The sequence below is a fragment of the Bacillus sp. FSL M7-0003 genome (assembly GCF_038628485.1).
GTDB lineage: Bacteria > Bacillota > Bacilli > Bacillales > Bacillaceae > Bacillus > Bacillus safensis.
Map to the genome: position 1 here is coordinate 2,152,858 of NZ_CP152024.1, position 20,565 is coordinate 2,173,422.

A 20,565-nucleotide genomic window follows, 5' to 3' on the forward strand; every position below is an offset into this window, starting at 1 on the left:
CATTTATCGTGCGGCTTTTTGTACGTTCACAAGCCCGGCACCGTAATAAAAAGGTTCTCCAAGCTTTGTCGCCGTTTTTGACAATCTCTCGCGTACTTCATCGTTTGTCAGATTCGGATGTTTTGATAGAATGACAGCCGCAGCGCCCGCTACATGCGGTGAAGCCATTGACGTTCCGCTCATGTAGCCGTATTCGTTATGAGGAATGGTGCTCAGCGTTGAAACGCCTGGTGCTGAGACTTCGATTTCCTCGCCAACAGATGAATCAAAGGCTCTTTGCTTTTTTTGGTCAACAGAGGCAACCGCCATCACTGAGCTGTATTTAGCCGGATAGTCAATCGTATTGAGAGAGCCATAGCTTCCTTCATTCCCTGCAGAAGCCACAATGAGAATCCCTTTATTATACGCTCGATCTACCGCTTCTTTCAGCGCCTCAGATTCACTTGCTCCCCCCATACTAATATTGATGACATCCATGTCATTCTCAATGGCCCATTCAATCCCTTTTATGATCCAGCTATAGTAGCCGTCACCATTTTCATCTGCCACCTTGACAGCATAGATAGAAGCTTTTGGCGCAACACCAACGACACCTACCTTATTATCTAATGCGGCAATTGTGCCTGCCACATGCGTTCCATGTTCATGGGGATCAACAAGCGGATCAGACTCTGCCGGTACAAAGCTCACCCCGCCGGTGACATGTAAATCCTCATGTTTACCGTCGATGCCGCTGTCAAGAACGGCTACTTTGACATTCTGTCCAGCGTATCCTTGTTTATGTACCTTTTGTGCTTTGATGCTTTTGATGCCGTATGGAACAGTTTGACCGCTCGTTTTTGCTTTTTGGTCTTCCTCGATGAAGGTCACTTCTTTTGCTTCATTCAGTTTCTTTTTCGAAGTCTCATTCAATGACACTTTCATCATATCTATTTGCTCTATGGATTCTTTCACATGCCCGCCAGCTTCTTCTACAAGCTGTTTTTGGGTTTTGTCTTGAACGGAAGAAGAAAAGCCGATCATGTACTCTTTTTTTGCTTGCTCCTTTGCAGAAATATCTGACGCGCCAAACATGACCGATGCCACAAGCACACTTGCCATACAAAGCCCTGCTCCAAATGACTTGACGTTCACGATACTCACTCTCCCTTTCGTTTCTTTTTGTCATTTAACTACATTTTTAGACAAAAAGAAACGACCGTTTGTCCTATTTTTTAAAATTTTTCCATTTATTTGATCTAGTTGTCACAAAAAAGCAAAATAAAAATGCTTATGATCCTCTTGATAGTGATCATAAGCATTTCGTCCTTTATGTTTTTTCATCATATGCTGCAAGGCTTCTTGTTTTGTTTTTGTCTTCCTTTCGTGTGTGCTAAAATGCGGCATGTTTCCTCTCGACAGTTCTGGATTTCGGCTGTGCTGCCTTTGGATATGCTCTCGTTTTTTCTTTGCTCTGCTTTTTCCCATTTGGCAAAACCCCTTTCGTTGACGTTATGATACACGATGTTTCATAAAAAAGATAGACGTATACACGTCTATCTTTCTGTTTTCACCATATCAAGATGCGGAATCCCATCTTCGTCATAAACATCTGAGACGGCCTTGAAACCAAATGATTCGTAAAATGACTTCAGGTAGGCTTGCGCCTGTATCTTGACACTTGTTTCACCTAATTCGCTAAGCTTTTCTAAAGCCTTGATGAGCAGCAGCTTTCCATAGCCTTTTTTCCGGCCGGCCTGCGTCACAAGAACGCGGCCGATGGACGCCTCTTTGTACATGATCCCGTTTTGGAAAATGCGGCAATACGCCACAATGACGCCGTTCTCTTTTGCGATGAGATGAAGCGCCTCTTGGTCCCTGTGATCAATTTCAGGGTAAGGGCATGTTTGTTCTACAACAAACACGTTGACTCTTTCCATGAGAATCAAGTAAAGATCCTCTTTTGACAATTGTTCAAATGTGTGACATGTCCATTTAATGTGACTCATGATTGATATCCACCTTACCGTACACTCCGCCTCCACCAGCGATGAGTCCGACTTCGCCCTTCCTTGCTTTGATGATGTAGCCCGCTGTCTTTTCTGGCAGAACGGCTTTTAGTTCTTGTTCTGTTGCTTGATGTAAAATATTCATCTCTGTGTGAAACACGGCTTTTAGCTTCTCCAGTGTTTTAGGTCCAACACCTGGAATAAACTGAAGCGGAAGCTGATGAACATAAGGAGGTCTCGTTCTTTTTTCACTTTCTTGGTCAGCAAGCTCTTCTAAACGTTCACTTACTCCTTTTGTCATCCGTGTATGTCCGCATACATGGCACTCTTTTTGATCTGGTGCGTGAGGTCTAACCCCGCATTTTTCGCAGGTCGTATGATAATACTTCCCAAGCCGCGGAGCAAGTCCATAATTTCCTGTGACAGCTCTGCCATCTTTTTCTTCAAGGGCTAGCTTGAATTCGGCAAAAGAGGCATGATCCATTTTGATTTTTGTATATTCCCGCGCGATTTTCCCTAAAGAATGAGCATCTGAATTCGTTAAAAAGGGATACCGGTTCAGCTCACTCAACTGGGACGCCATTGACGTATCACAGCTAAGACCAAGCTCAACAGCATCAATAAGGTCAGGATCAAATACTTCCGTTAAAGAAGTGTTGACCCCTTTGCCGTATAGACTTTTATGCGGCGTAAAAATATGAGCAGGAATAAACAAACCTCCCAGCTCCTTAACCTTGCGCTGAAGTGTTTTCCCATCAACATAGAGGCGCTGTGAACTCAAATGTACATTTTTCATATGAAGCGAAAGCCATGCGGAAAACTCAGACATTTTGTGTAGTGTGGGCATAAATGCCAGCACATGAATCGGTCCCTTTGAATGGTCATCATTGATTTCTAATTCACTGCCTAAAAGCAGCACTGTCTCTCCAAATGATAGACCGCCGTCATTTAGTTCAGTGTACCTGCCTTCCTCTACACCTTCTATTAATTCTTCTAGGACTTCTGGAGATTGTGCATCAATCACACCAATCATCCCCATCCCTTTACTTTCTGCTGCTTCAATAAGAATTTGATCAATTGTCAGTGACCTTGCACCTGTAATTTTGACAGCTCTGCCTGTTCTTGTTCTGCCAATATGGATATGGATGTCTGCAAAAAATTCCTTCATTTTGTTGACTCAAGTACCTCTTGCAGTTGTAAGTACTGAATGGCATAGGCTGTTTTTGCATCATAAATATGCTGCTCTTCAATGAGGTGCAAGGCTTCTTCTAATGAAACTTCCATTACTTCGACAAATTCATCTTCATCCAGCTCTCTTTTTTCTTCAAGCGGAACTAGCTGATCTGCTAGATAGATGTGAACAATTTCATCTGCAAAACCAGGTGATGTATAAAAGGCCGTCAGCTTTTGAAGCTGCTGAGTTGTATATCCTGTTTCTTCTTCTAATTCTCTTAATGCTGTATGTGCCGGCTCTTCCCCTTTTTCTAGTTTTCCGGCCGGAATTTCAACGATGGCTCTCTCTAGTGCTTTACGGTATTGTTTGACCAAGATGATTTTATTTTCGTCTGTACGTGCAATGACGGCTACTGCACCAGGATGTTTAATGATTTCGCGTTTGCCTTGTTTTCCATTAGGCAATTCTACATCTTCAAGAACCAAATCAATGATTTTTCCGTTGTATAATTCTTTAGACGATAATGTTTTTTCTTCAAAGTCCTTCAATTTTGTCAGCTCCTCGTTCTACTTTCACTTTTTACTTCACTTATTTTAACATAGATGATTTAAGAGAAGCGAAAAGCGAAACGCTTGCTACAATGCGCCATTTGAAATCACCTAGCTTGAATTCCTGATTTTTTTCACTTAATGTGAAAGGATAGGAGTGTGATGGAATTGAAAAAAAGACGAATTGGCACCTCAGATCTCTTAGTAAGCGAGGCGGCACTAGGATGCATGTCTCTTGGGACGGAAAAAGAAAAAGCGCTCTCTTTATTAGATGAGGCCATTGATCTCGGAATTAACTATTTGGATACAGCCGATTTATATGATTTTGGGACAAATGAGGAAATTGTCGGGGAAGCCATTAAAAACAGACGGCAGGATTTGATTTTGGCGACAAAAGGCGGCAACCGCTTTGAAAAAGGCAAACCAGGCTGGGACTGGGATCCTTCAAAAGCGTACATAAAGGAAGCAGTAAAACAAAGCCTAAAGCGGCTTCAAACAGATTATATTGATTTATATCAATTGCACGGAGGCACGATTGATGACCCCATTGATGAAACGATTGAGGCTTTTGAAGAGTTAGTAGAGGAAGGCGTAATTCGCTATTATGGCATTTCATCTATCCGTCCAAATGTCATTAAAGAATATGCCAAAAAGTCCAATATCGTAAGCGTGATGATGCAATATAGTTTACTCGACCGCCGCCCAGAAGAATGGTTCTCTCTACTTGAAGAACAAAGCATTAGTGTCGTCGCAAGAGGTCCTTTAGCGAAAGGATTATTAACTGAGAAGCCACTTTCTCAAGCAAGTGCAGCGATTCAAAAAAACGGCTATCTTCAATATTCATTTGAAGAGCTTCAGCAGCTCATTCCTTCTTTAAAGAAAGTCGCTTATGACCTATCACTCACTGAACTGTCCATTCAGTATATACTGAAACATTCTGCGGTCAGTTCCGTTGTATTTGGTGCAAGCTCAGTGGATCAGTTAAAAGAAAATATAGCAGCAGCAAATGCACGTTCATTAAGTGACCAAGAAGTCAAAGCATTAACTTACTATACAAAACCATCTGTGTATGAAACGCACCGGTTCAAATAACAAAAAAGATCATATGATGTGATCTCTCAGATTGTAGAAAAACTCATGTTTTTCTACAATCTTTTTATTTTAGCGTATGTATGATACTAGTGTTTCTCTATTAAAAATGAGGAGGGGCTAAAAGCCCCGTTGTCCTTATCTTGCACTTTCATAATATGCATAATTTCCAGATTTGCCTTTAAGATAAAATGTAGTACCAAAGCGACTGAAACTATTTGCAAAAGAACCATTATCTGAATACATACATAGCCGATTACTTGCGCCTTTAAAAGGGGTTACAGAACAATCTACAATTGAAGTAGCCTTTGTACTCAAATCAGCATTCGTTAAATCATTTGTAGCAAGAGCTTGTCCAGAAACAGGTAAAAGCAATCCTAAAGATAAAGCGACTCCAGCCATTGTTTTTCTTAATTTCATGTGAATCATCCCCATTCCCAAATTTTGTAATACACCTTCATTATAAGGAGAATGATCCTCTATCAAAAGGGTCTTAATGACCATATTTTCAATAAAAAGGAATTTAAATAATTCAATACTCACCTTTTTACTTCTATCTTAAACATAAGTTATGGGATTTCGTTCGTTTGACTGTAGATATCATACTGTCACAATTCTGAAATGAAGTGATGTGAAGAGGGAAGAAGCGCTTTTCTCTTTAAGCACTTCTATGTTTCTGCTGTGGATCTATCTTAAAATGATGGTATGAAAAAAGAGAGCATCATCGCCCTCTTTTTTAGCTTTTATACTTTCTCCAGTCTAAATGGCTTTCATCTAGCAGCTCTGAAAAGCTTTTGTTTTTTTCTTTTTCTTTCTGCTGCCGAAGGAGGTCTTGTCGTTTTTGTTCTTCTCTTTTTTCTGTCTCGACGGCAAGGTTCTGCTTCATTTGAAGAAGCTGCTGTTTGACATCATCGTTTATGCCGTCCTTTAATTTCGCTTGATCTTGTTTGGTCTTTTTCATTGTGCCTCTCTCCTTTTGACTTAGTGTATCACCCGTTTTATTTTCTGAGCAAGAGGCACGCCAATCTCCCAAGATGTGGTATGATCGTCATAGAAAAAACTCCGGAAAGGAAGAATCGGCTAGATGAAGAAATGGATCGCTATATTTGCCTTCATATTATGTCCACTCGCTGCAATCGGCATTTTTTTCACCAATAAAATGATGTATATTCGAAAATTAACGGATGAAGAGCTCATCAAACGAGAATCAGATGGAGGCCATTATCATCATGAGGAATTTCAACAGCTTAAAAAAGAGAAAGTGTGTATTCCTTCAGCATTTGGTTATGATCTCCATGGCTATTTTGTGCCGTATCCACATACAACACGCACAATCGTCCTTTGCCACGGTGTTACAGTCAGCTTGATTAACTCCGTTAAGTATATGAAATTATTCCAAAAGCTCGGATGGAATGTAATGCTTTATGATCATAGAAGACATGGGATGAGCGGCGGAAAAACCACAAGTTATGGATATTATGAAAAAGAAGATCTAGCAAAGATCGTAAAGTGGCTCAGACAAAAACTCGGAGAAAGTGCCCTCATTGGGATACACGGAGAATCAATGGGTGCAGTCACGACCTTGTTATATGCTGCAAAGCCAGAAGCAAACGCCAATTTTTACATAGCAGACTGCCCTTTTGCTTCTTTTGAGGACCAGCTTCTTTATCGATTAAAAACAGATTTTCGCCTTTCAGGAGAGTGGATTCTTCCACTAAGTGATCAAGTGTTAAAATGGCGGGATGGATACCGCATCCGGCAAGTTTCCCCTCTTGATGTGATTGATCAGGTGAAAGAACCTGTACTTTTTATTCATAGCCGCCATGACGACTATATCCCCTGTGAGCAAAGTCAGCAGTTATATGCACGAAAAAAGGGTGACAAACAGTTATTTATTGCGCCACACGGTGCGCATGCAATGTCTTTTAGCGAAAATAAGGAAGCTTATGAGCAAGAAATTCAAGCATTTCTTCAAAAATTTGAATTGAATGAAAATAAAAGAGGAGAATGAACAGCAGTTCGTCCCCTCTTTTTGAGCTAACTTATACGATAGTCACCACTGTTGTATGGTGTCTGCCCGCAAGCTCCATATGGCTCTCTTCCGATTGCTGCTGACTCATGACCGATAATCCTGCAGTTGCTGCCAATAAAAGAACTATCAAACTCGTTTTCATATAAATGACCCCCATTTTGGATTTTTGATATGGCTTGAATTTTCCTTTCGTAAAACCGGGTAGATACTTCAAACAGTCCAAGCTCATTGTAATAATGAGCCGCATCAAGTGCCAATTCCTCAATATCTGGGTATAAGCGCTTGTCCTCGAGCAGGTCTAATGTATCGTCTATGATTGTTATGTCTGCATCAACGTATAATGCTTTTAAGAACTGAAATTTGCAGATGTAAATTTCATCTTCTAATTCACAGGCCTTCATAATACCTTGTTGATAGAGGGTTAACGACTCTTCTATTTGTTTTTGTTTAAACAGGATTTGTGTCAGCATAAATAGTGGGTCTAGAGAGCGATTAAGATGGGTTAAATTCTCCTTTTCAAACACTTCAATAGAGTCTTTCAGATAACGGCTTGCTTCCGCAAGATCGTTCATTTGATAATAACAGTTACCTAAGTTGAAAAGGGCCGAACCTATGACTCGAGGGTTTCCAATTGAGCGTGCTCGCTTTAGAGCATTTTTAAAGTAGGGCAATGCATGTTCATAGCATTTCAAATCATCATAGTTTGCACCAATGACAAATTCACAGTGGATGATTCTCAGCGTGTACGTTCTGTAGGCAGAATACGTATCTAACGCTTGCAAGGCATAGTGCATCGAAAAGTGGGTTTGTTTCATGTGGTAGTAAATTTCTGCTAATTTAAAGTAAAATTCTGCTCTTTCTATATCATCTGATATGAGATTGAGCTTTTTTTCTGCTGAGCGGTAATAAGCAATGGCACTTAAATAGTTTCTCTGTTCAAATTCAAACATTCCTGTGAAAAAATGAACATAGTATTCAAGCATATCCGTTAATTTCGTTTGTGAATGTTCAATCGTTTCTAGCAAATTCTTAATCTCTTCATCATTCGAGGCTTTCTTTGCCGGTTCAAAATATTCAAGCATCACCTTGTGGCGAAAATCCATCAGCTGGTAAAACAATAACAAGTTTTGATCCTGCTCCATCTCCAGGATTTCCTGCTCGATCTCCGCCTTCAGCTTCTCTGCTTTCATCACATGAAATCCGCAAATCTGCCTATACCATTCGTTTATTTTGATTCCAACCTGAGGCGATGACAGCTTGAGCTTCAATTCACTTTAGCACCTCCCTTCCCATATACGATACATGTTGTATTCTATCACATTTCCTCGAATGGAAGAAATATGAAATGTCATTTTTCGCAAAGTTTTCGGTATCCCGCAATTAACGCTACAAATGCCTATTTTTCGGCATTTACAGCCATTATTTTTTTATTTCCAGCTTGCTCATTTTGTCGAATTGTTTGTTGAAAAACGGCTTTTTCCGTTCCCAAAAGATCATTTTCCGGATTAGACAGCCGTGCGGTTTGATGAGATGATGAACGCACGAAAAAAACCCTTCCGAAAAAGGGCTTTTATAATACATCTGTTACTTGGTCCATATTCTCTTTGATCCAATTGACAGCTAATTCGAGGGTTGGAAATTCTTCTGTTTCAAATGTGACTTCATCTTGAAGAAGCCAAACGTCCTTTTTCACCGAATCCATTCCACCTATTGACCAGTGCAAAAGGCTATAGGGATGATTGTTATTTAAAAACGACACCCATGTTTTATTTTGTGCCGTATTTTGTATCACTTTTAGCTTTTGATCCACTACATTTCCACCTTACTTTACAAGTATACCCATTCTCGGGCTGAGTATTTGTTGAGGACTTTTCAACATGAGTGTGTTGGCTTTTTCGTTAAAATCAATCGTCATTTCCTCGTCAAAAAAGACCTTTTGTGCTGTGTGTATGTACAGCTTAAAGAGCTGATTATGCTTGAGTTCTTCCCATTCGCCTGTTCTTTCACCTGTGAGCCAAATCATTGGGACACCGCTTACCGCACAGCCGCACCCATCTGAATCATATCGAAGGAGCAGTTCTTTTGATTCATGCCCTGCTTGTTGTTTTGTAAGGAACGCTGCTGCTGGTTCTGTTATATGAATATACATGCCGAACATCCTTTTTTCGTTGATTGTTACATTGTAACATATCAGTCATCAATTAAACATGTTCACGCCCTGTTAGCTCTTATGTCTGATCATTTGTCTTTAACTGGTCTGACCAATTGTACGCTTCTTGTTCAATTTCTTTAATGAGCTCATCTTTTCCTTTGATATAACTTGCCATATCTTCAGGATAGGCTTTTGCCAATTGACGCTTTTTATCTGCATAGGCTTTGGCACGATCAGGTGCAGCTTTTAAATAATCTCGGAACACCAAATGCCTTTTTACATCATCATGGCCGGCTTCATAGGCGTGAACGTGATGTGTTCGGTTCAAGCCGCCTTTTCTAAAAAAACGTCTTCCCTTGAGTCCATTTTCTCCGAGCGGTTCATATCCAAGCTGGCGAAACAGGTGGTTACACTCATCTAACGTGCTGATATGCTTCACCTCTAGCAAGATATCAATAATTGGCTTAGCCGCCATTCCTATGACTGACGTACTGCCAATATGGTGGCCATATACCCAGTTGTCGCCAACTATCTTTTTCAGCTTGTCATGCTCATCTTGAAATTGTTTTGGCCAGCTCGATTGGTATTCAATCACTTCCACCTTTCGAAGCATCAAACGTTCCATCTTTGTTAACATCAGCTTGTTTTCCACCTGCAAACGGGCTTTCTGTTTAAACCCTAGTTTTTCATAAAGCTTGATTGCTGGTGTATTTGCCTCTGCTGTTGTGAGCTCGACTGTTTTTTGATACTGGATAATGGATTGCAGGAGCGCTGTCCCGATTCCTTGATTGACATGTTGTGGGTGCACAGCTAACCGGCTGAGGATGATCCGATCATCATGCAGTTCATATGAAGCGATTCCTAACAAATGCCCCTCTTTTTCAAAGCCTATGAAAATCTCATCTGTTTCTATTATGTCTTGAACTGTTTCTTTTAAGGGCGGTAAATCTTGATAACCAATTTGTTCTGCCTCCCGCTGATATGCAGCCAATTGGATATGTAACAGCTCTTTCGCTTGTTCTTCATTTTTTTGATCCAGTCTGATGATCATGCTTTCGCCTCCAGCTTTTTCACAAATAGCACCCGGTCTTCATGAATGCCGTCGTAATCTGAAAAAACTGAAATACCATCCACTGTTTTATCTCCCTTTTCTATCTGAAAACCGAGCTTTGTATGGTAAGCAATCGAGACTTTATTGACAGGAGCTGTAATAGCCTTAATCGTTGTTCTTCCTTCCTTTTCAGCCGCTTCATAAAACGCTTGATAGAGAATTTTGCCAATCTTCAATTTCCGGTGGTCTGGATGTACCCCAACAAAGTGAATATACGCTTCATTTGAATGCGATTGCGATAAAAAACCGACTAGAAAGCCGATCAGTTCACCTTTTTCAACAACGACAAAACTTGTTTGCTGAAAATGTTCGAAAAATAGCTTTGGCAATTTCGCTCGTAAATCTCTGCCTCCCCACCAGCTTTGAATGACGGATGTGACCGCATAAAAATCTGACGGCTTCACTTGACGTATCATGATGGCCTCGCCCCTTTTCATTTTTAGCTGTACCGCTCTTTTTTCACAAAAAATCAACTGTTTCAATAGTCTACCTGTCTGATCAATTGTTTGTAAAGGTGATGTAACAGCCTTTTTCCTTTCAGCTTTGTTGGTTCTTCGTTCTTTTGCTGTCATCTCCTTTTAAATCTTCACACTTATTTCAAAAAGTTCACTTTTTATGCGAAAGATCCATTCTTTTGTTATGTTAAAATTGTTCATATAAGAAATGTAACAAATGTTTATTGGAGATGATGATATTGGTTTGGATTGTTACTTCACTTGTTGTGTTTAGTCTTTTAAAGCTGCTTGTCACTTCGCTGCCTTCGGGTGTTGTTGAACGCCTTTTTAGTCGTTATGCGGTGCATACAAAAGTAACAAGTGATCAAACAACGATGACGTTTCAAGGACGTCCACTCGATGATCAGCAAACATCCGAAATTATTCAACATTTTAATGATGCGATCTTTATTGAACGCTATTATATTTATCCTGGTGACGAAGAGCGTTTTCTTCATCCGCAGGAAGGGCCGGCGCCGCTTACCATGCAAACAAAGCTTGGCAAGCACGATGTAACCCTTTATCTGTATCATTACGATGACCACGTGGATGTGGTGCGGCAGTTTACCCATAAGCCTAAGAAAAAACTAACGGCCTATCGTTTGCGTTCTGAGCCGCTCCAAACATCAAATAACTTGGCACATGCTTAAAATGACTCATTTTACCCAGATGAGACGAAGTGGAGACACTTCGTCTTTTTTGTATGGATTTACACTCTTCTCTTTGAATGATTTACCAGTATCAATTTCACCTTCTGGCGGTTAAAATGTATACAGAACATACGTTCTAAGAGGTGAAAATCATGAATGAACGAGCCATTCTGCTTGTGGATATGCAGTCGTTTTATGCGTCAGTCGAAAAAGTGGAGGCTCCCCATTTGAAGGATGTGCCGCTCATCGTCTCAGGAGATCCCGAGCGGCGAAGCGGGGTCGTACTTGCAGCCTGCCCGCTCGCTAAAAAACGGGGCGTACAAAATGCATCAAGATTATGGGAAGCAAAGGAGAAATGCCCTGAAGCCGTCGTCGTACGTCCACGTATGCAGCGCTACCTTGATGTCTCTGTCATGATGACAGAACTGCTTGAACAATACACAGATCTTGTCGAACCCTATTCAATTGATGAACAGTTTCTCGATATTACGGGAAGTGTGACACTACTCGGTTCGCCGCGCGAGATCGCTCAAAATATACAAACGACCATTATGAACCAGACAGGCATTTACGCACGTGTTGGGATTGGCCCTAATAAAGTGCTCGCTAAAATGGCCTGTGACCATTTTGCTAAAAAAAACAAATCTGGCATCTATGAACTTCGTGCAGACCGGGTTGCGGCTGATTTATGGCCGCTTCCGATTGGAAAATTATTTGGCGTCGGCAAACGGATGGAGCACCATTTAAAACGAATGGGCATCAGTACCATCGGGACGCTTGCTACTTATCCGTTAGACCGGCTAAAAAAACGCTGGGGAATCAACGGGGAGCTTCTGCAGCGAACTGCTTTAGGACACGACCCTTCCCCGGTCACTCTTCACACACATGATCAGCAAAAAGCGGTTGGGCATCATATGACCCTTCCCCATGATTATGCGTCCTTTGAGGACATCAAAGTCGCCCTTCTTGAATTGAGTGAAGAAGTGGCAAGACGTGCGCGCTTTAAGCATTATGTTGGGCAAACGGTGTCTGTTGGCGTAAGAGGCGCTGATTTTTCTCATCCGACTGGATTTCATAGACAAATCAAGCTCCATTCCCCCACACAGTACGGGAGAGATATTGCAGACGCAGCTATTCAGCTATGTCAGCAGCACTGGGATGGCCAGCCCATTCGCAGTGTAGGTATTACTCTCTCGCAGCTGCAGCCTGACAGCCAATATCAGCTGAGTTTATTTGATCACCATTTCAAAAAAGACAGACTCAGCAAAGTATTTGATGCGATCCATATGAAGTATGGACCTGCTGCACTCTTGCACGCCTCGTCACTAACAAGCGCAGGACAGGCGTATCACCGCGCCGAAAAAATTGGTGGACATTACAAATAACGGAGGCGAACAGCCATGAATCCCAATAAATTAACACCTGGATACAACATCATGTGGGAATCAAGCCGAATGATGCTCCCAGAGCACCGTGAACAGCTGCTTGCTCAAAAACGAAAGAAAAAAGAATACACACCTCCTCCGCTGAGCACTGATCAACTAGAGGAAATGAATTTTTTGATCACACAGTCGATTACAGAGGACCAAGCGATTTGCGTAACATATGCTGCAGCAGGTATGAAACAGCAGTTTTGGGGCTGGGTGAAAACCATTCATTATGAAACGCAGCGCATAAAAATCGTCAATGATGAAGATGTTCTCCACCTGTCCTTGCAGCAAATTGTCGCGATTGATCTTGATTAAATTGTCTTTAAGTGATCGTACGAATCAGCATACTAAAAGACATAGAAGCACCGGGAGAAAAAAACATGCTCTCCAAATTTGCGAGCTATTCGGGCCTTCTCTGCCATATGACGGATGTCTCCTCCATCAAATTGTGTATTTAATTTGCACAATTTTTCATGTATGATTGGAACATCTTAACACTCAGGGGAGAAACATCATGAAAAATAACTTACGTACTTTACATCCACTTAGTTGGACGATCATCATCGGCACCATATTCGGCCGAATGGCGACGTCCATGAGCATTCCTTTTTTGGCCGTTTATTTGACACAAGTCAAAGGGGCTTCAGCTTCTTCAGCTGGGTTAATCATTGCCGTCAGCTCCCTTATTGGGATCGTGGCGAGTTTTTACGGCGGCTATGTTTCTGACCGAATCGGCAGGAAAAAGGTCATGCTTCTATCCATCTTCGGCTGGACACTTGTCTTTGTTGGCTTTGCGTTTGCAGATGCCATTTGGGTCTTCTTTCTCATGAACGCTTTAAATGGACTGTGCCGGGCACTGTTTGAACCGACGTCTAAGGCACTCTTATCTGATGTCACCCCATCAAGTATTCGGTTGTTTGTTTTTAATTTACGGTATACGGCCATTAATATCGGGGTGATCTTCGGCCCGCTGCTTGGCTTATATCTCGGGTCATCGAAAACAACGTTTCCATTTCTTGTCGCTGCCTTCATTTATTTGTTATATGGATTAACACTGGCCTGGCAATTTCAGAAGCATCCAGTTGCTGCTCCAGAAAGTACGAAACAAATCAGCGTCAAAAAAGCCCTTTCCATTATCCAAAAAGATACGGTCTTTAGCATCATCCTCATCGGCGTTACCTTATGTTCGTTCGGGTATTCGCATTTAAGCTCAACGCTGCCTCAATACTTATCAGCGTCACCTATGATTGAGGATGGTCCTAAACTGTTTGGATATCTTTTATCTTTAAATGCAGTGGTTGTCATTGTCGTACAATATCCGCTCATCATGATTGCGAAGCGCTACTCCACCATTTTGTCGCTGACCACCGGGAATATTCTTCTTGCCGGCAGTTTGTTTGCCATTGCTTTTTCACAAAGTCTCGGCATGCTTGCTTTCATCATTGTCGTGTTTACGATTGGGGAGGTTCTGCTGTTTGCGATGATGGATCTTTTTGTAGACAATATTGCAAAGCCTGAAGTGAAGGGATCGTACTTTGGGGCGATGGGATTTTCTCAGCTCGGCAGTGTCATCGGACCATTTGTCGGCGGACTGTGCATTGACTATTTTGGCGCAGCCCATCCCCTCTCCATTTTTACGGTCTTGTCAATGATCACCATTGCAGGCGTTCCATTCTTACTCATTGGATATTACCGTCTAAAAAAGCGATCGGCAGCAGCCATAGCTGTTAAAGTAAGTGGAGATCATTAAAAAAACCGCTCTCTCGTTTGAGCGGTTTTTTCTTTATACCCGGCGGATGGCGATCTCTTCCACCTTATGCTGATCCCCTTTTTTCAAAATGAGATCAGCCCGATATTTTGTCGGTAAAATATTTTGATATAAATTAGGGCGGTTCACGGTATTCCAAATGGTGCTTGCCATTTGATCTGCCTCTTCATCCGTCAAATCTTTATATTGATGAAAGAAGGATTCAGGGTCTTGGAAGGCTGTTTCTCTTAACAAACGAAACCGTTCTTTATACCATGATTGAATTTGCGTTTCAGCGGCGTCTACATAAATCGAAAAATCAAAGAAATCGGATACAAACACACGCGGTTCATCCTTCAGATCATCCAGCGCTGGTGATTGGAGCACATTGATTCCTTCAATAATGACAATATCCGCATCCTCTACTGTTTCATACACCCCTTCAAGCCGGTCATAGGTCAAATGCGAATATACCGGGGCATGCACAGTTTGTTTACCTGATTTCAATTCATTCAAAAAAGACAGCAGGGCTTTGACATCATAGCTTTCCGGAAAGCCTTTCTTTTCCATCAGCCCTCGATCCTTTAATTCTTTTTGAGGATATAAAAAGCCATCTGTTGTTACAAGACTTACCTTCAGCCCATCTCCAAGCCTCGATAAAAGCGTTTCAATGATACGAGCCGTTGTGCTTTTCCCGACAGCTACACTTCCAGCAATCCCAATTAAAAAGGGAATTTTGGCATGATGCGGGTAGTTTAAAAAGGCATTCACATGCTGGTTTTTTTGTTTTTCTGCAAAGACATGTAATGTCAGAAAACGAATAAGCGGTATGTAAATATCTCGAACTTCTTCAAGCGATAAATAGTCATTTAACCCTTGCAGCGCTCTTGCTTCCTCTTCTGAAACAGATACCGGCATATATTCTCCAAGAGCTGCCCAGGCCTCTCTCGTATGGCGCGTGTATAGCGTATTAAAATCTAGTCGCGTGTCACTCAAAGTCTTTCCCACCAATCTTCACTAAACTCGTAACCCAAAAAGACGATAATCCGATTGTAGCTTAAAATGAAGGCGCTGTCTTTATTTTTCAACGAAAGTTTGCTTGTTTTGCGAAAAAAAAGCATTAAAAAAAGGAATATGAGGGTAAATAAGAGTATTCAGTACGATAGATAGAAGGGAGCACACTAAATGAAATATGTGATGATTGGCGGAGATGCAGCTGGAATGAGCTGCGCTATGCAAATATATAGAGAGGATCCAAATGCATACATTGTCGCTTTTGAAAAAGGAGAGATTTTCTCATATGGACAGTGCGGACTCCCCTACTTGATCGGCGGTCTCATTGATGATCACAGAAAGCTGATCGCACGCAGTGCTGAAACCTTTCGTGAGAAATATGGAATTGACGCCAGATGCTTACACGAAGTGACCTCCATTGACCCAGAGCAAAAAACAGTGTCGGGTCATCATACGAAAACAAAAGAACCCTTTACAGAAAGCTACGACCGCCTCTTAATTGCGACAGGAGCAAGCCCTGTCACACTGGATTTAGACAGCCAGCCATTAGAAGGCGTACACGTATTAAAAACCATCCCGCATGCGCTGTCCATTTTAGACCATTTAAAAAAGGACATCACACATGTCACGATCATTGGCGGTGGATATATCGGCCTTGAAATGGCTGAAAATTTAAAAGCGCTCGAAAAAAACGTACATATCATTCAGCGGGGAGCAGCACTCGGCCCGGGCTTTGACTCCGATATGGCAAAATACCTTAAAGAAGAGGCTGACGCCAAGGGCATTCACGTATCGCTTGGAGAAACGGTACAGCAATTAGAAGGCAAGTCACATGTCACAGCTGTTATCACAGACAAACAAACCATTCAAACAGATATGGTCATCATGGCCATCGGTGTCACTCCGCAAACCTCCTTTTTACATAATACCGGAATCAAGCGTCTTCAAAATGGAGCTATTGCAGTAAATGAATACATGCAAACCAATATAAAAGACATTTATGCTGCCGGTGATTGCGCTGCAACCTATCACCGCATCAAAAAATCACTGGATTATATTCCGCTCGGCACAACTGCGAATAAACAAGGGAGAATCGCAGGATTTCATATGACAGGGACAAACCGGGCGTTTCAAGGCGTGACTGGAACAGCCGTCATGAAATTTATGGACGTGACAGCGGGACGAACAGGCTTATCAGAAAAAGAAGCAAAAGAGGCGGACGTTCCTTTCTCCGTCATCACCATTGATAGTACAGATCACGCGAAGTATTACCCAGAAGCGCAGAAAATGAAAGTGAAACTGATTTACAGAAGCGATGACCATACCTTGCTTGGTGCCCAAATCATCGGCAGAAACGGTGTAGATAAACGGATCGATATCGTGGCGGCTGCCCTTTACCAAGAGCTGACCATAACAGATCTTGAAGATTTAGATATTAGCTATGCACCGCCGTTTAACAGTGTATGGGACCCGCTTCAGCAAGCGGCAAGACGGATATAGAAAGTGTCACAATGAAGCCATACCTCAAAAAAAGAAACCAGTTCAAAACCGGTTTCTTTTTTGTTATTTTTTCATCATCGCTTTTCGTGCTGCTTTTTCAAATAAAAATGGGAATAACTGATACAATTTGCTGCCAGCGTTCATCCAGCCAGGCAGATTAATCTCTCTCTTTTTCGTCATCATGGCAGATACGACCTTCCCTGCCACCTTGTCCGCACTCAGCATCATAAAATCAACGTTCTTCACATATTCACCGCTGCGGTCAGCGATGGTAAAGAAGTCTGTGGCAATTGGTCCTGGGTTGACCGTCGTCACGTGAATGCCTGAGTCTGCCAGCTCCATTCTGAGGCTGTTTGAAAATCCAAGAACGGCATGCTTTGATGCGGAATAAATCGCTGATTTGGGTGTCGCAATCTTTCCTGCCTGGGATGCGATATTGATAATATGTCCCTGCCCTCTTTGTTTCATCTCAGAGATGACCTTTTTCGTGCAGGCGATTAAGCCAAACACATTCACCTCAAACATCGACACCATTTCCTCTATGGAGGCATCTTCGACGAGATCGAATACGCCAAAGCCGGCATTGTTGACCAAAATATCGACCGGCCCCACTTCTTCATACGCGCGATCAATGTCCTCAAGCTGGCTGACATCCAGCTGAGTGATGTGACACACCCCGCCAGCAATCATAATTTTTTCTTTCACACTAGTAAGCTTTTCCACTCGTCTTGCTGAAATAATGACCTCTGCGCCTTCTTCTGCTGCCAAGTACGCCATTTTTTCACCAATGCCCCCAGATGCGCCAGTAATCCAAATCCTTTTTCCTGTCAATCGCCCCATGTGTCTCACTCCTTAGTTTGCTCTGTAATAGACGATTCCGTCTTTTTGCATTTCTTCAATTCGCCCAGCCTCTAAGAGCACATCCAGCTGCCCGACTGTCTCAGACATCGTTAAAAACAAGGCCTCTTCATACATCACAGGAAATAGCTTGCGGCAAAGATGAAAGGCCGTCATTTCTTTTTGTTTAAGCAGCTGATACATCGTATTTGCTCGTTTCTCTTGTTTCTTAAATCTTTCTTCAATCAATTCATGGTGGGACGTGATGAGCTGACCGTGTCCTGGATAAATCGTCTTGATTGGCAGACGCAATAACCGATTGAGTGATGCTTTATATTGAAGCAGTGATTTTTGACGTTCCTCGCCCTCATCCGGTGCTTCCATTAACGGATTTGAAGAAATGGTCGTCAAAAGCAGGTCGCCGCCAATAAAATTCCCCGTTCTTTCATCTAAAAAGGAAAGATGAGACTGTGCGTGTCCGGGTGTTTCCATCACAAAGAAGTGTTCATGCCCGCTTAAACGATCACCTTCTTTTATGATCTCATCTACATGTGAAGTACAAGAATATGTATAAGATTGCTTCACCATTTTTTCACACTCATTTTGCCGAAGCGGGACACCTAACTGCTGAAAAAAAGGAATCATAAAGTTCACTTGGCGCTGCTTAAACACTGGATCCTGACTAATATACGGCTCATTTAGCTGGTGTCCGATCACACGGACATGAGGTTTCATCAGATTTAACAGACCGACATGATCTGCATGATGATGGGTCAGCACCACCTGATCAATATCGTCTATCGATAAACGATGTTCCTTTAATTGCGTGACAAAAGCATGCTCTGCCTCTTCTGTCATCGGCCCGCAATCAACTAAGGTTACGGCCTCTCCTTTTAATACATATGCATACACATCCCCAACAGCAAACGGCGTCGGGATGGATAATTGAATGATGTTTTCTTTCACTTTTATACGTCATCTCCTGCTTTTTGACTCATGATTGTGGGTACTTAAGCCTTCTTACTTCATTGTATCTTGCAAAAGGCAGACTGTCATGCGGTTTAGACGGGCAATTTTTTTAACTGCCCCTATTGACATAAACTTGTCCATCGTTGCATAATGAACAACAAATATATGATGCGCGATGACAAGGATTAGTAAGCAAAATAATGATGCAAGAGAGTGAGGTCCGCCGGCTGAAAGACTTCACCATCCTCTTATTTGCTAAACCTGCCCTTTGAGCTGTTAGGCAAACCTAAACGTTTCCCGCGTTAAGGGACTAGAGCTGAGTATGCATGTTTGCATGCTAATTGAGGGTGGTACCGCGAAAAACCTTTCGTCCTTTTCAGGCGAGAGGTTTTTTTATTTTTCTACAAGGAGGAGCAGCTTATGAGTAAAATTGGATTTATCGGTGCAGGCTCAATGGCAGAGTCTATGATCAAAGGTTTATTAAAAAGCGGCATGATGTCGAATGAAGATATCATTGTCACAAACAAAACGAATGAAAAACGATTAGAGGAATTACAGGCGCGTTATGGGGTCAAAACGGATTTCGCTCGGTCCTTTATTTATGAAGAAGCGGATATTCTCGTTTTTGCCTTAAAACCGAAGGATGCAGAAAGCGGAATTTCTGAAGTCCGTCCTCATTTACATGGACAGCTGATCATTTCTATTTTAGCGGGTATTTCTATTGAAACGATTCAACACTATGTTGGCGGAAAGAGTGCAGTCGTTCGTGCGATGCCAAATACATCAGCGGCGATTCAGCAGTCAGCAACTGGTATTGCCGTAAGTCATGAAGTGACAGAGGAGCAAAAGAAAAAGGCCGTCGAGCTGTTTGAAACGATCGGGCATGTCACAGTATTAGATGAATCGCAGCTAAATGCTGTGACAGCCATCGCAGGCAGCGGCCCTGCCTTCATTTATCATTTGATTGAAGGAATGGAGCGAGGTGCCTCAGAACTTGGAATGGACCAAGCAACTGCGAAATTACTCATTTGCCAAATGATTGCGGGCGCCGCTAATATGCTTCAAGACAGCGGAAAAGAGCCGGCCGAACTGCGCAAAGAAATCACAAGTGAAGGCGGAACAACAGAAGCCGGCCTGAACACACTGGCTGCCTATCAATTTGAAGAGGCCGTTGTCGATTGTGTCAAAACAGCCACTAAACGCGCAGCAGAATTAAACGAAATGTTTTCAGCAAGTACGTATAAATGAAATTGAAAAGCACCTGTTTTGATGACAGGTGCTTTTCACTGCCTCATTGACATGATGGCTTTGATTTGATCCAGATGATGTTGTTCATGTAAAGCGATGGTTTCAGCTAATACTTGGACGGTCATCACTCCTTCTTCCGGATGCAGACCTGATTGTTCCCATATATCTTTTTCTAATAGCCGAAGCGTGTTGTTTCTTCTCTCTTTCATCCGTTTGATCAATGCTTTGATCTCCTCTGCGTTATACCATTCATACGCTCTTTCTTGCACATACATTTCAGGATCATATGATTGAAAGGGCGTGTGATGATCTGATATCGCCTGCTCTATCCGCTCTGACCAGACTTCTTCTGTGTCATACAAATGCCCGGCAAGCTGCTTGATTGACCATTTCTCCTCCCCTAAAGATCGATCCAGTGTATAGTCATCACAAGCCTCCACTAGCTTCTCTAGTTCAATCATACTTTCCTGAAGCGATGTGATGATGTCTGTTTTTGTTAATTTCCCAGTTTCCATTTAATTTTCTTACCCCCCTTCAAATAAATGTAAGTCTTCTTTAATATCATCTTCTATTTATTAAATA

General features: G+C 42.1%; 25 protein-coding genes. 8 read left to right on the top strand and 17 right to left on the bottom strand.

The window, feature by feature from the left end; translation table 11 throughout:
• Positions 1 to 3 precede the first annotated feature (3 nt).
• From MHI23_RS10935 to MHI23_RS10955, 5 genes are all read right to left on the bottom strand, one after another.
• The gene (locus MHI23_RS10935) at positions 4 to 1,134 is read right to left on the bottom strand and encodes a S8 family peptidase (protein WP_342491956.1); all 1,131 of its coding nucleotides are present in this window, start codon (positions 1,132 to 1,134) and stop codon (positions 4 to 6) included.
• Positions 1,135 to 1,245: 111 nt separating this feature from the next.
• The gene (locus tag MHI23_RS10940; protein WP_024422875.1) at positions 1,246 to 1,467 is read right to left on the bottom strand and encodes a hypothetical protein; all 222 of its coding nucleotides are present in this window, start codon (positions 1,465 to 1,467) and stop codon (positions 1,246 to 1,248) included.
• Between the two features lie 68 nt (positions 1,468 to 1,535).
• Complete coding sequence (locus MHI23_RS10945; protein ID WP_025093027.1) at positions 1,536 to 1,988, bottom strand: GNAT family N-acetyltransferase; 453 nt, start codon at positions 1,986 to 1,988, stop codon at positions 1,536 to 1,538.
• The gene (locus MHI23_RS10950) at positions 1,975 to 3,156 is read right to left on the bottom strand and encodes a TIGR00375 family protein (RefSeq protein ID WP_024428054.1); all 1,182 of its coding nucleotides are present in this window, start codon (positions 3,154 to 3,156) and stop codon (positions 1,975 to 1,977) included. The genes MHI23_RS10945 and MHI23_RS10950 overlap by 14 nt, the downstream gene beginning before the upstream one ends.
• The gene (locus MHI23_RS10955; RefSeq protein WP_024422878.1) at positions 3,153 to 3,710 is read right to left on the bottom strand and encodes an NUDIX hydrolase; all 558 of its coding nucleotides are present in this window, start codon (positions 3,708 to 3,710) and stop codon (positions 3,153 to 3,155) included. Before MHI23_RS10955 ends, MHI23_RS10950 begins: the two co-directional genes overlap by 4 nt.
• Before the next feature lie 168 nt (positions 3,711 to 3,878).
• Between MHI23_RS10955 and MHI23_RS10960 the strand changes: the two genes are divergently transcribed.
• Positions 3,879 to 4,802, top strand: coding sequence for an aldo/keto reductase (locus tag MHI23_RS10960; RefSeq protein WP_103132056.1), 924 nt, complete (start codon positions 3,879 to 3,881; stop codon positions 4,800 to 4,802).
• 135 nt (positions 4,803 to 4,937) lie between these two features.
• Here the strand turns inward: MHI23_RS10960 and MHI23_RS10965 are convergent, their stop codons facing one another.
• Positions 4,938 to 5,342, bottom strand: a complete 405-nt coding sequence (locus MHI23_RS10965; RefSeq protein ID WP_235046709.1) for an antimicrobial peptide LCI — start codon at positions 5,340 to 5,342, stop codon at positions 4,938 to 4,940.
• Positions 5,343 to 5,535: 193 nt separating this feature from the next.
• Complete coding sequence (locus tag MHI23_RS10970) at positions 5,536 to 5,760, bottom strand: YqkE family protein (RefSeq protein WP_024422881.1); 225 nt, start codon at positions 5,758 to 5,760, stop codon at positions 5,536 to 5,538.
• Positions 5,761 to 5,883: 123 nt separating this feature from the next.
• On the opposite strand from MHI23_RS10970, the gene MHI23_RS10975 reads away from it, so the two are divergent.
• Entirely contained in the window at positions 5,884 to 6,810 is a 927-nt protein-coding gene (locus MHI23_RS10975) for an alpha/beta fold hydrolase (protein WP_125587270.1), read from the top strand.
• Positions 6,811 to 6,836: 26 nt separating this feature from the next.
• On the opposite strand, the gene MHI23_RS10980 is transcribed toward MHI23_RS10975, so the two are convergent.
• The 6 genes from MHI23_RS10980 to MHI23_RS11005 form a co-directional block, all read right to left on the bottom strand.
• On the bottom strand, positions 6,837 to 8,099 hold the full coding sequence (locus MHI23_RS10980; protein ID WP_024428051.1) for a tetratricopeptide repeat protein: 1,263 nt from the start codon (positions 8,097 to 8,099) through the stop codon (positions 6,837 to 6,839).
• Between the two features lie 128 nt (positions 8,100 to 8,227).
• A complete protein-coding gene (locus tag MHI23_RS10985) occupies positions 8,228 to 8,374 on the bottom strand; it encodes a hypothetical protein (protein WP_157840128.1) in 147 nt (48 codons plus the stop codon).
• A gap of 27 nt (positions 8,375 to 8,401) precedes the next feature.
• Positions 8,402 to 8,641, bottom strand: coding sequence for a YqkC family protein (locus MHI23_RS10990; RefSeq protein WP_024422884.1), 240 nt, complete (start codon positions 8,639 to 8,641; stop codon positions 8,402 to 8,404).
• A 12-nt stretch (positions 8,642 to 8,653) separates the two neighbouring features.
• The gene (locus tag MHI23_RS10995; protein WP_025093021.1) at positions 8,654 to 8,980 is read right to left on the bottom strand and encodes an iron-sulfur cluster biosynthesis family protein; all 327 of its coding nucleotides are present in this window, start codon (positions 8,978 to 8,980) and stop codon (positions 8,654 to 8,656) included.
• Between the two features lie 79 nt (positions 8,981 to 9,059).
• Entirely contained in the window at positions 9,060 to 10,034 is a 975-nt protein-coding gene (locus tag MHI23_RS11000) for a GNAT family N-acetyltransferase (RefSeq protein WP_342491957.1), read from the bottom strand.
• On the bottom strand, positions 10,031 to 10,510 hold the full coding sequence (locus MHI23_RS11005) for a GNAT family N-acetyltransferase (RefSeq protein WP_125587268.1): 480 nt from the start codon (positions 10,508 to 10,510) through the stop codon (positions 10,031 to 10,033). The genes MHI23_RS11000 and MHI23_RS11005 overlap by 4 nt, the downstream gene beginning before the upstream one ends.
• Positions 10,511 to 10,788: 278 nt before the next feature.
• Here MHI23_RS11005 and MHI23_RS11010 point away from each other — a divergent pair, with 278 nt between their 5' ends.
• From MHI23_RS11010 to MHI23_RS11025, 4 genes are all read left to right on the top strand, one after another.
• Positions 10,789 to 11,238 (top strand): YfmQ family protein, encoded by a 450-nt coding sequence (locus MHI23_RS11010; protein WP_342491958.1) that lies wholly within the window; start codon positions 10,789 to 10,791, stop codon positions 11,236 to 11,238.
• A 152-nt stretch (positions 11,239 to 11,390) separates the two neighbouring features.
• Complete coding sequence (locus MHI23_RS11015) at positions 11,391 to 12,623, top strand: DNA polymerase IV (RefSeq protein ID WP_342491959.1); 1,233 nt, start codon at positions 11,391 to 11,393, stop codon at positions 12,621 to 12,623.
• A gap of 15 nt (positions 12,624 to 12,638) precedes the next feature.
• A complete protein-coding gene (locus MHI23_RS11020) occupies positions 12,639 to 12,983 on the top strand; it encodes a YolD-like family protein (RefSeq protein ID WP_024428046.1) in 345 nt (114 codons plus the stop codon).
• Between the two features lie 199 nt (positions 12,984 to 13,182).
• Positions 13,183 to 14,418 carry an MFS transporter gene (locus tag MHI23_RS11025; RefSeq protein WP_024428045.1) on the top strand — a complete coding sequence of 412 codons (1,236 nt, stop codon included), beginning with the start codon at positions 13,183 to 13,185 and terminating at the stop codon, positions 14,416 to 14,418.
• 33 nt (positions 14,419 to 14,451) lie between these two features.
• On the opposite strand, the gene coaA is transcribed toward MHI23_RS11025, so the two are convergent.
• Positions 14,452 to 15,411, bottom strand: coding sequence for a type I pantothenate kinase (gene coaA, locus MHI23_RS11030; RefSeq protein ID WP_024428044.1), 960 nt, complete (start codon positions 15,409 to 15,411; stop codon positions 14,452 to 14,454).
• A gap of 189 nt (positions 15,412 to 15,600) precedes the next feature.
• On the opposite strand from coaA, the gene MHI23_RS11035 reads away from it, so the two are divergent.
• Positions 15,601 to 16,929, top strand: coding sequence for a CoA-disulfide reductase (locus MHI23_RS11035; protein ID WP_342491960.1), 1,329 nt, complete (start codon positions 15,601 to 15,603; stop codon positions 16,927 to 16,929).
• 63 nt (positions 16,930 to 16,992) lie between these two features.
• On the opposite strand, the gene MHI23_RS11040 is transcribed toward MHI23_RS11035, so the two are convergent.
• Positions 16,993 to 17,769: an SDR family oxidoreductase gene (locus MHI23_RS11040; RefSeq protein ID WP_342491961.1), complete on the bottom strand. Its 777-nt coding sequence runs from the start codon at positions 17,767 to 17,769 to the stop codon at positions 16,993 to 16,995.
• A gap of 12 nt (positions 17,770 to 17,781) precedes the next feature.
• Positions 17,782 to 18,732 carry an MBL fold metallo-hydrolase gene (locus MHI23_RS11045; RefSeq protein ID WP_342491962.1) on the bottom strand — a complete coding sequence of 317 codons (951 nt, stop codon included), beginning with the start codon at positions 18,730 to 18,732 and terminating at the stop codon, positions 17,782 to 17,784.
• A gap of 423 nt (positions 18,733 to 19,155) precedes the next feature.
• Between MHI23_RS11045 and proC the strand changes: the two genes are divergently transcribed.
• The gene (gene proC, locus MHI23_RS11050) at positions 19,156 to 19,983 is read left to right on the top strand and encodes a pyrroline-5-carboxylate reductase (RefSeq protein ID WP_041117897.1); all 828 of its coding nucleotides are present in this window, start codon (positions 19,156 to 19,158) and stop codon (positions 19,981 to 19,983) included.
• 35 nt (positions 19,984 to 20,018) lie between these two features.
• Here proC and MHI23_RS11055 read toward each other — a convergent pair whose 3' ends face one another.
• Positions 20,019 to 20,498 carry a DinB family protein gene (locus tag MHI23_RS11055; protein WP_327823078.1) on the bottom strand — a complete coding sequence of 160 codons (480 nt, stop codon included), beginning with the start codon at positions 20,496 to 20,498 and terminating at the stop codon, positions 20,019 to 20,021.
• Positions 20,499 to 20,565: the final 67 nt, after the last annotated feature.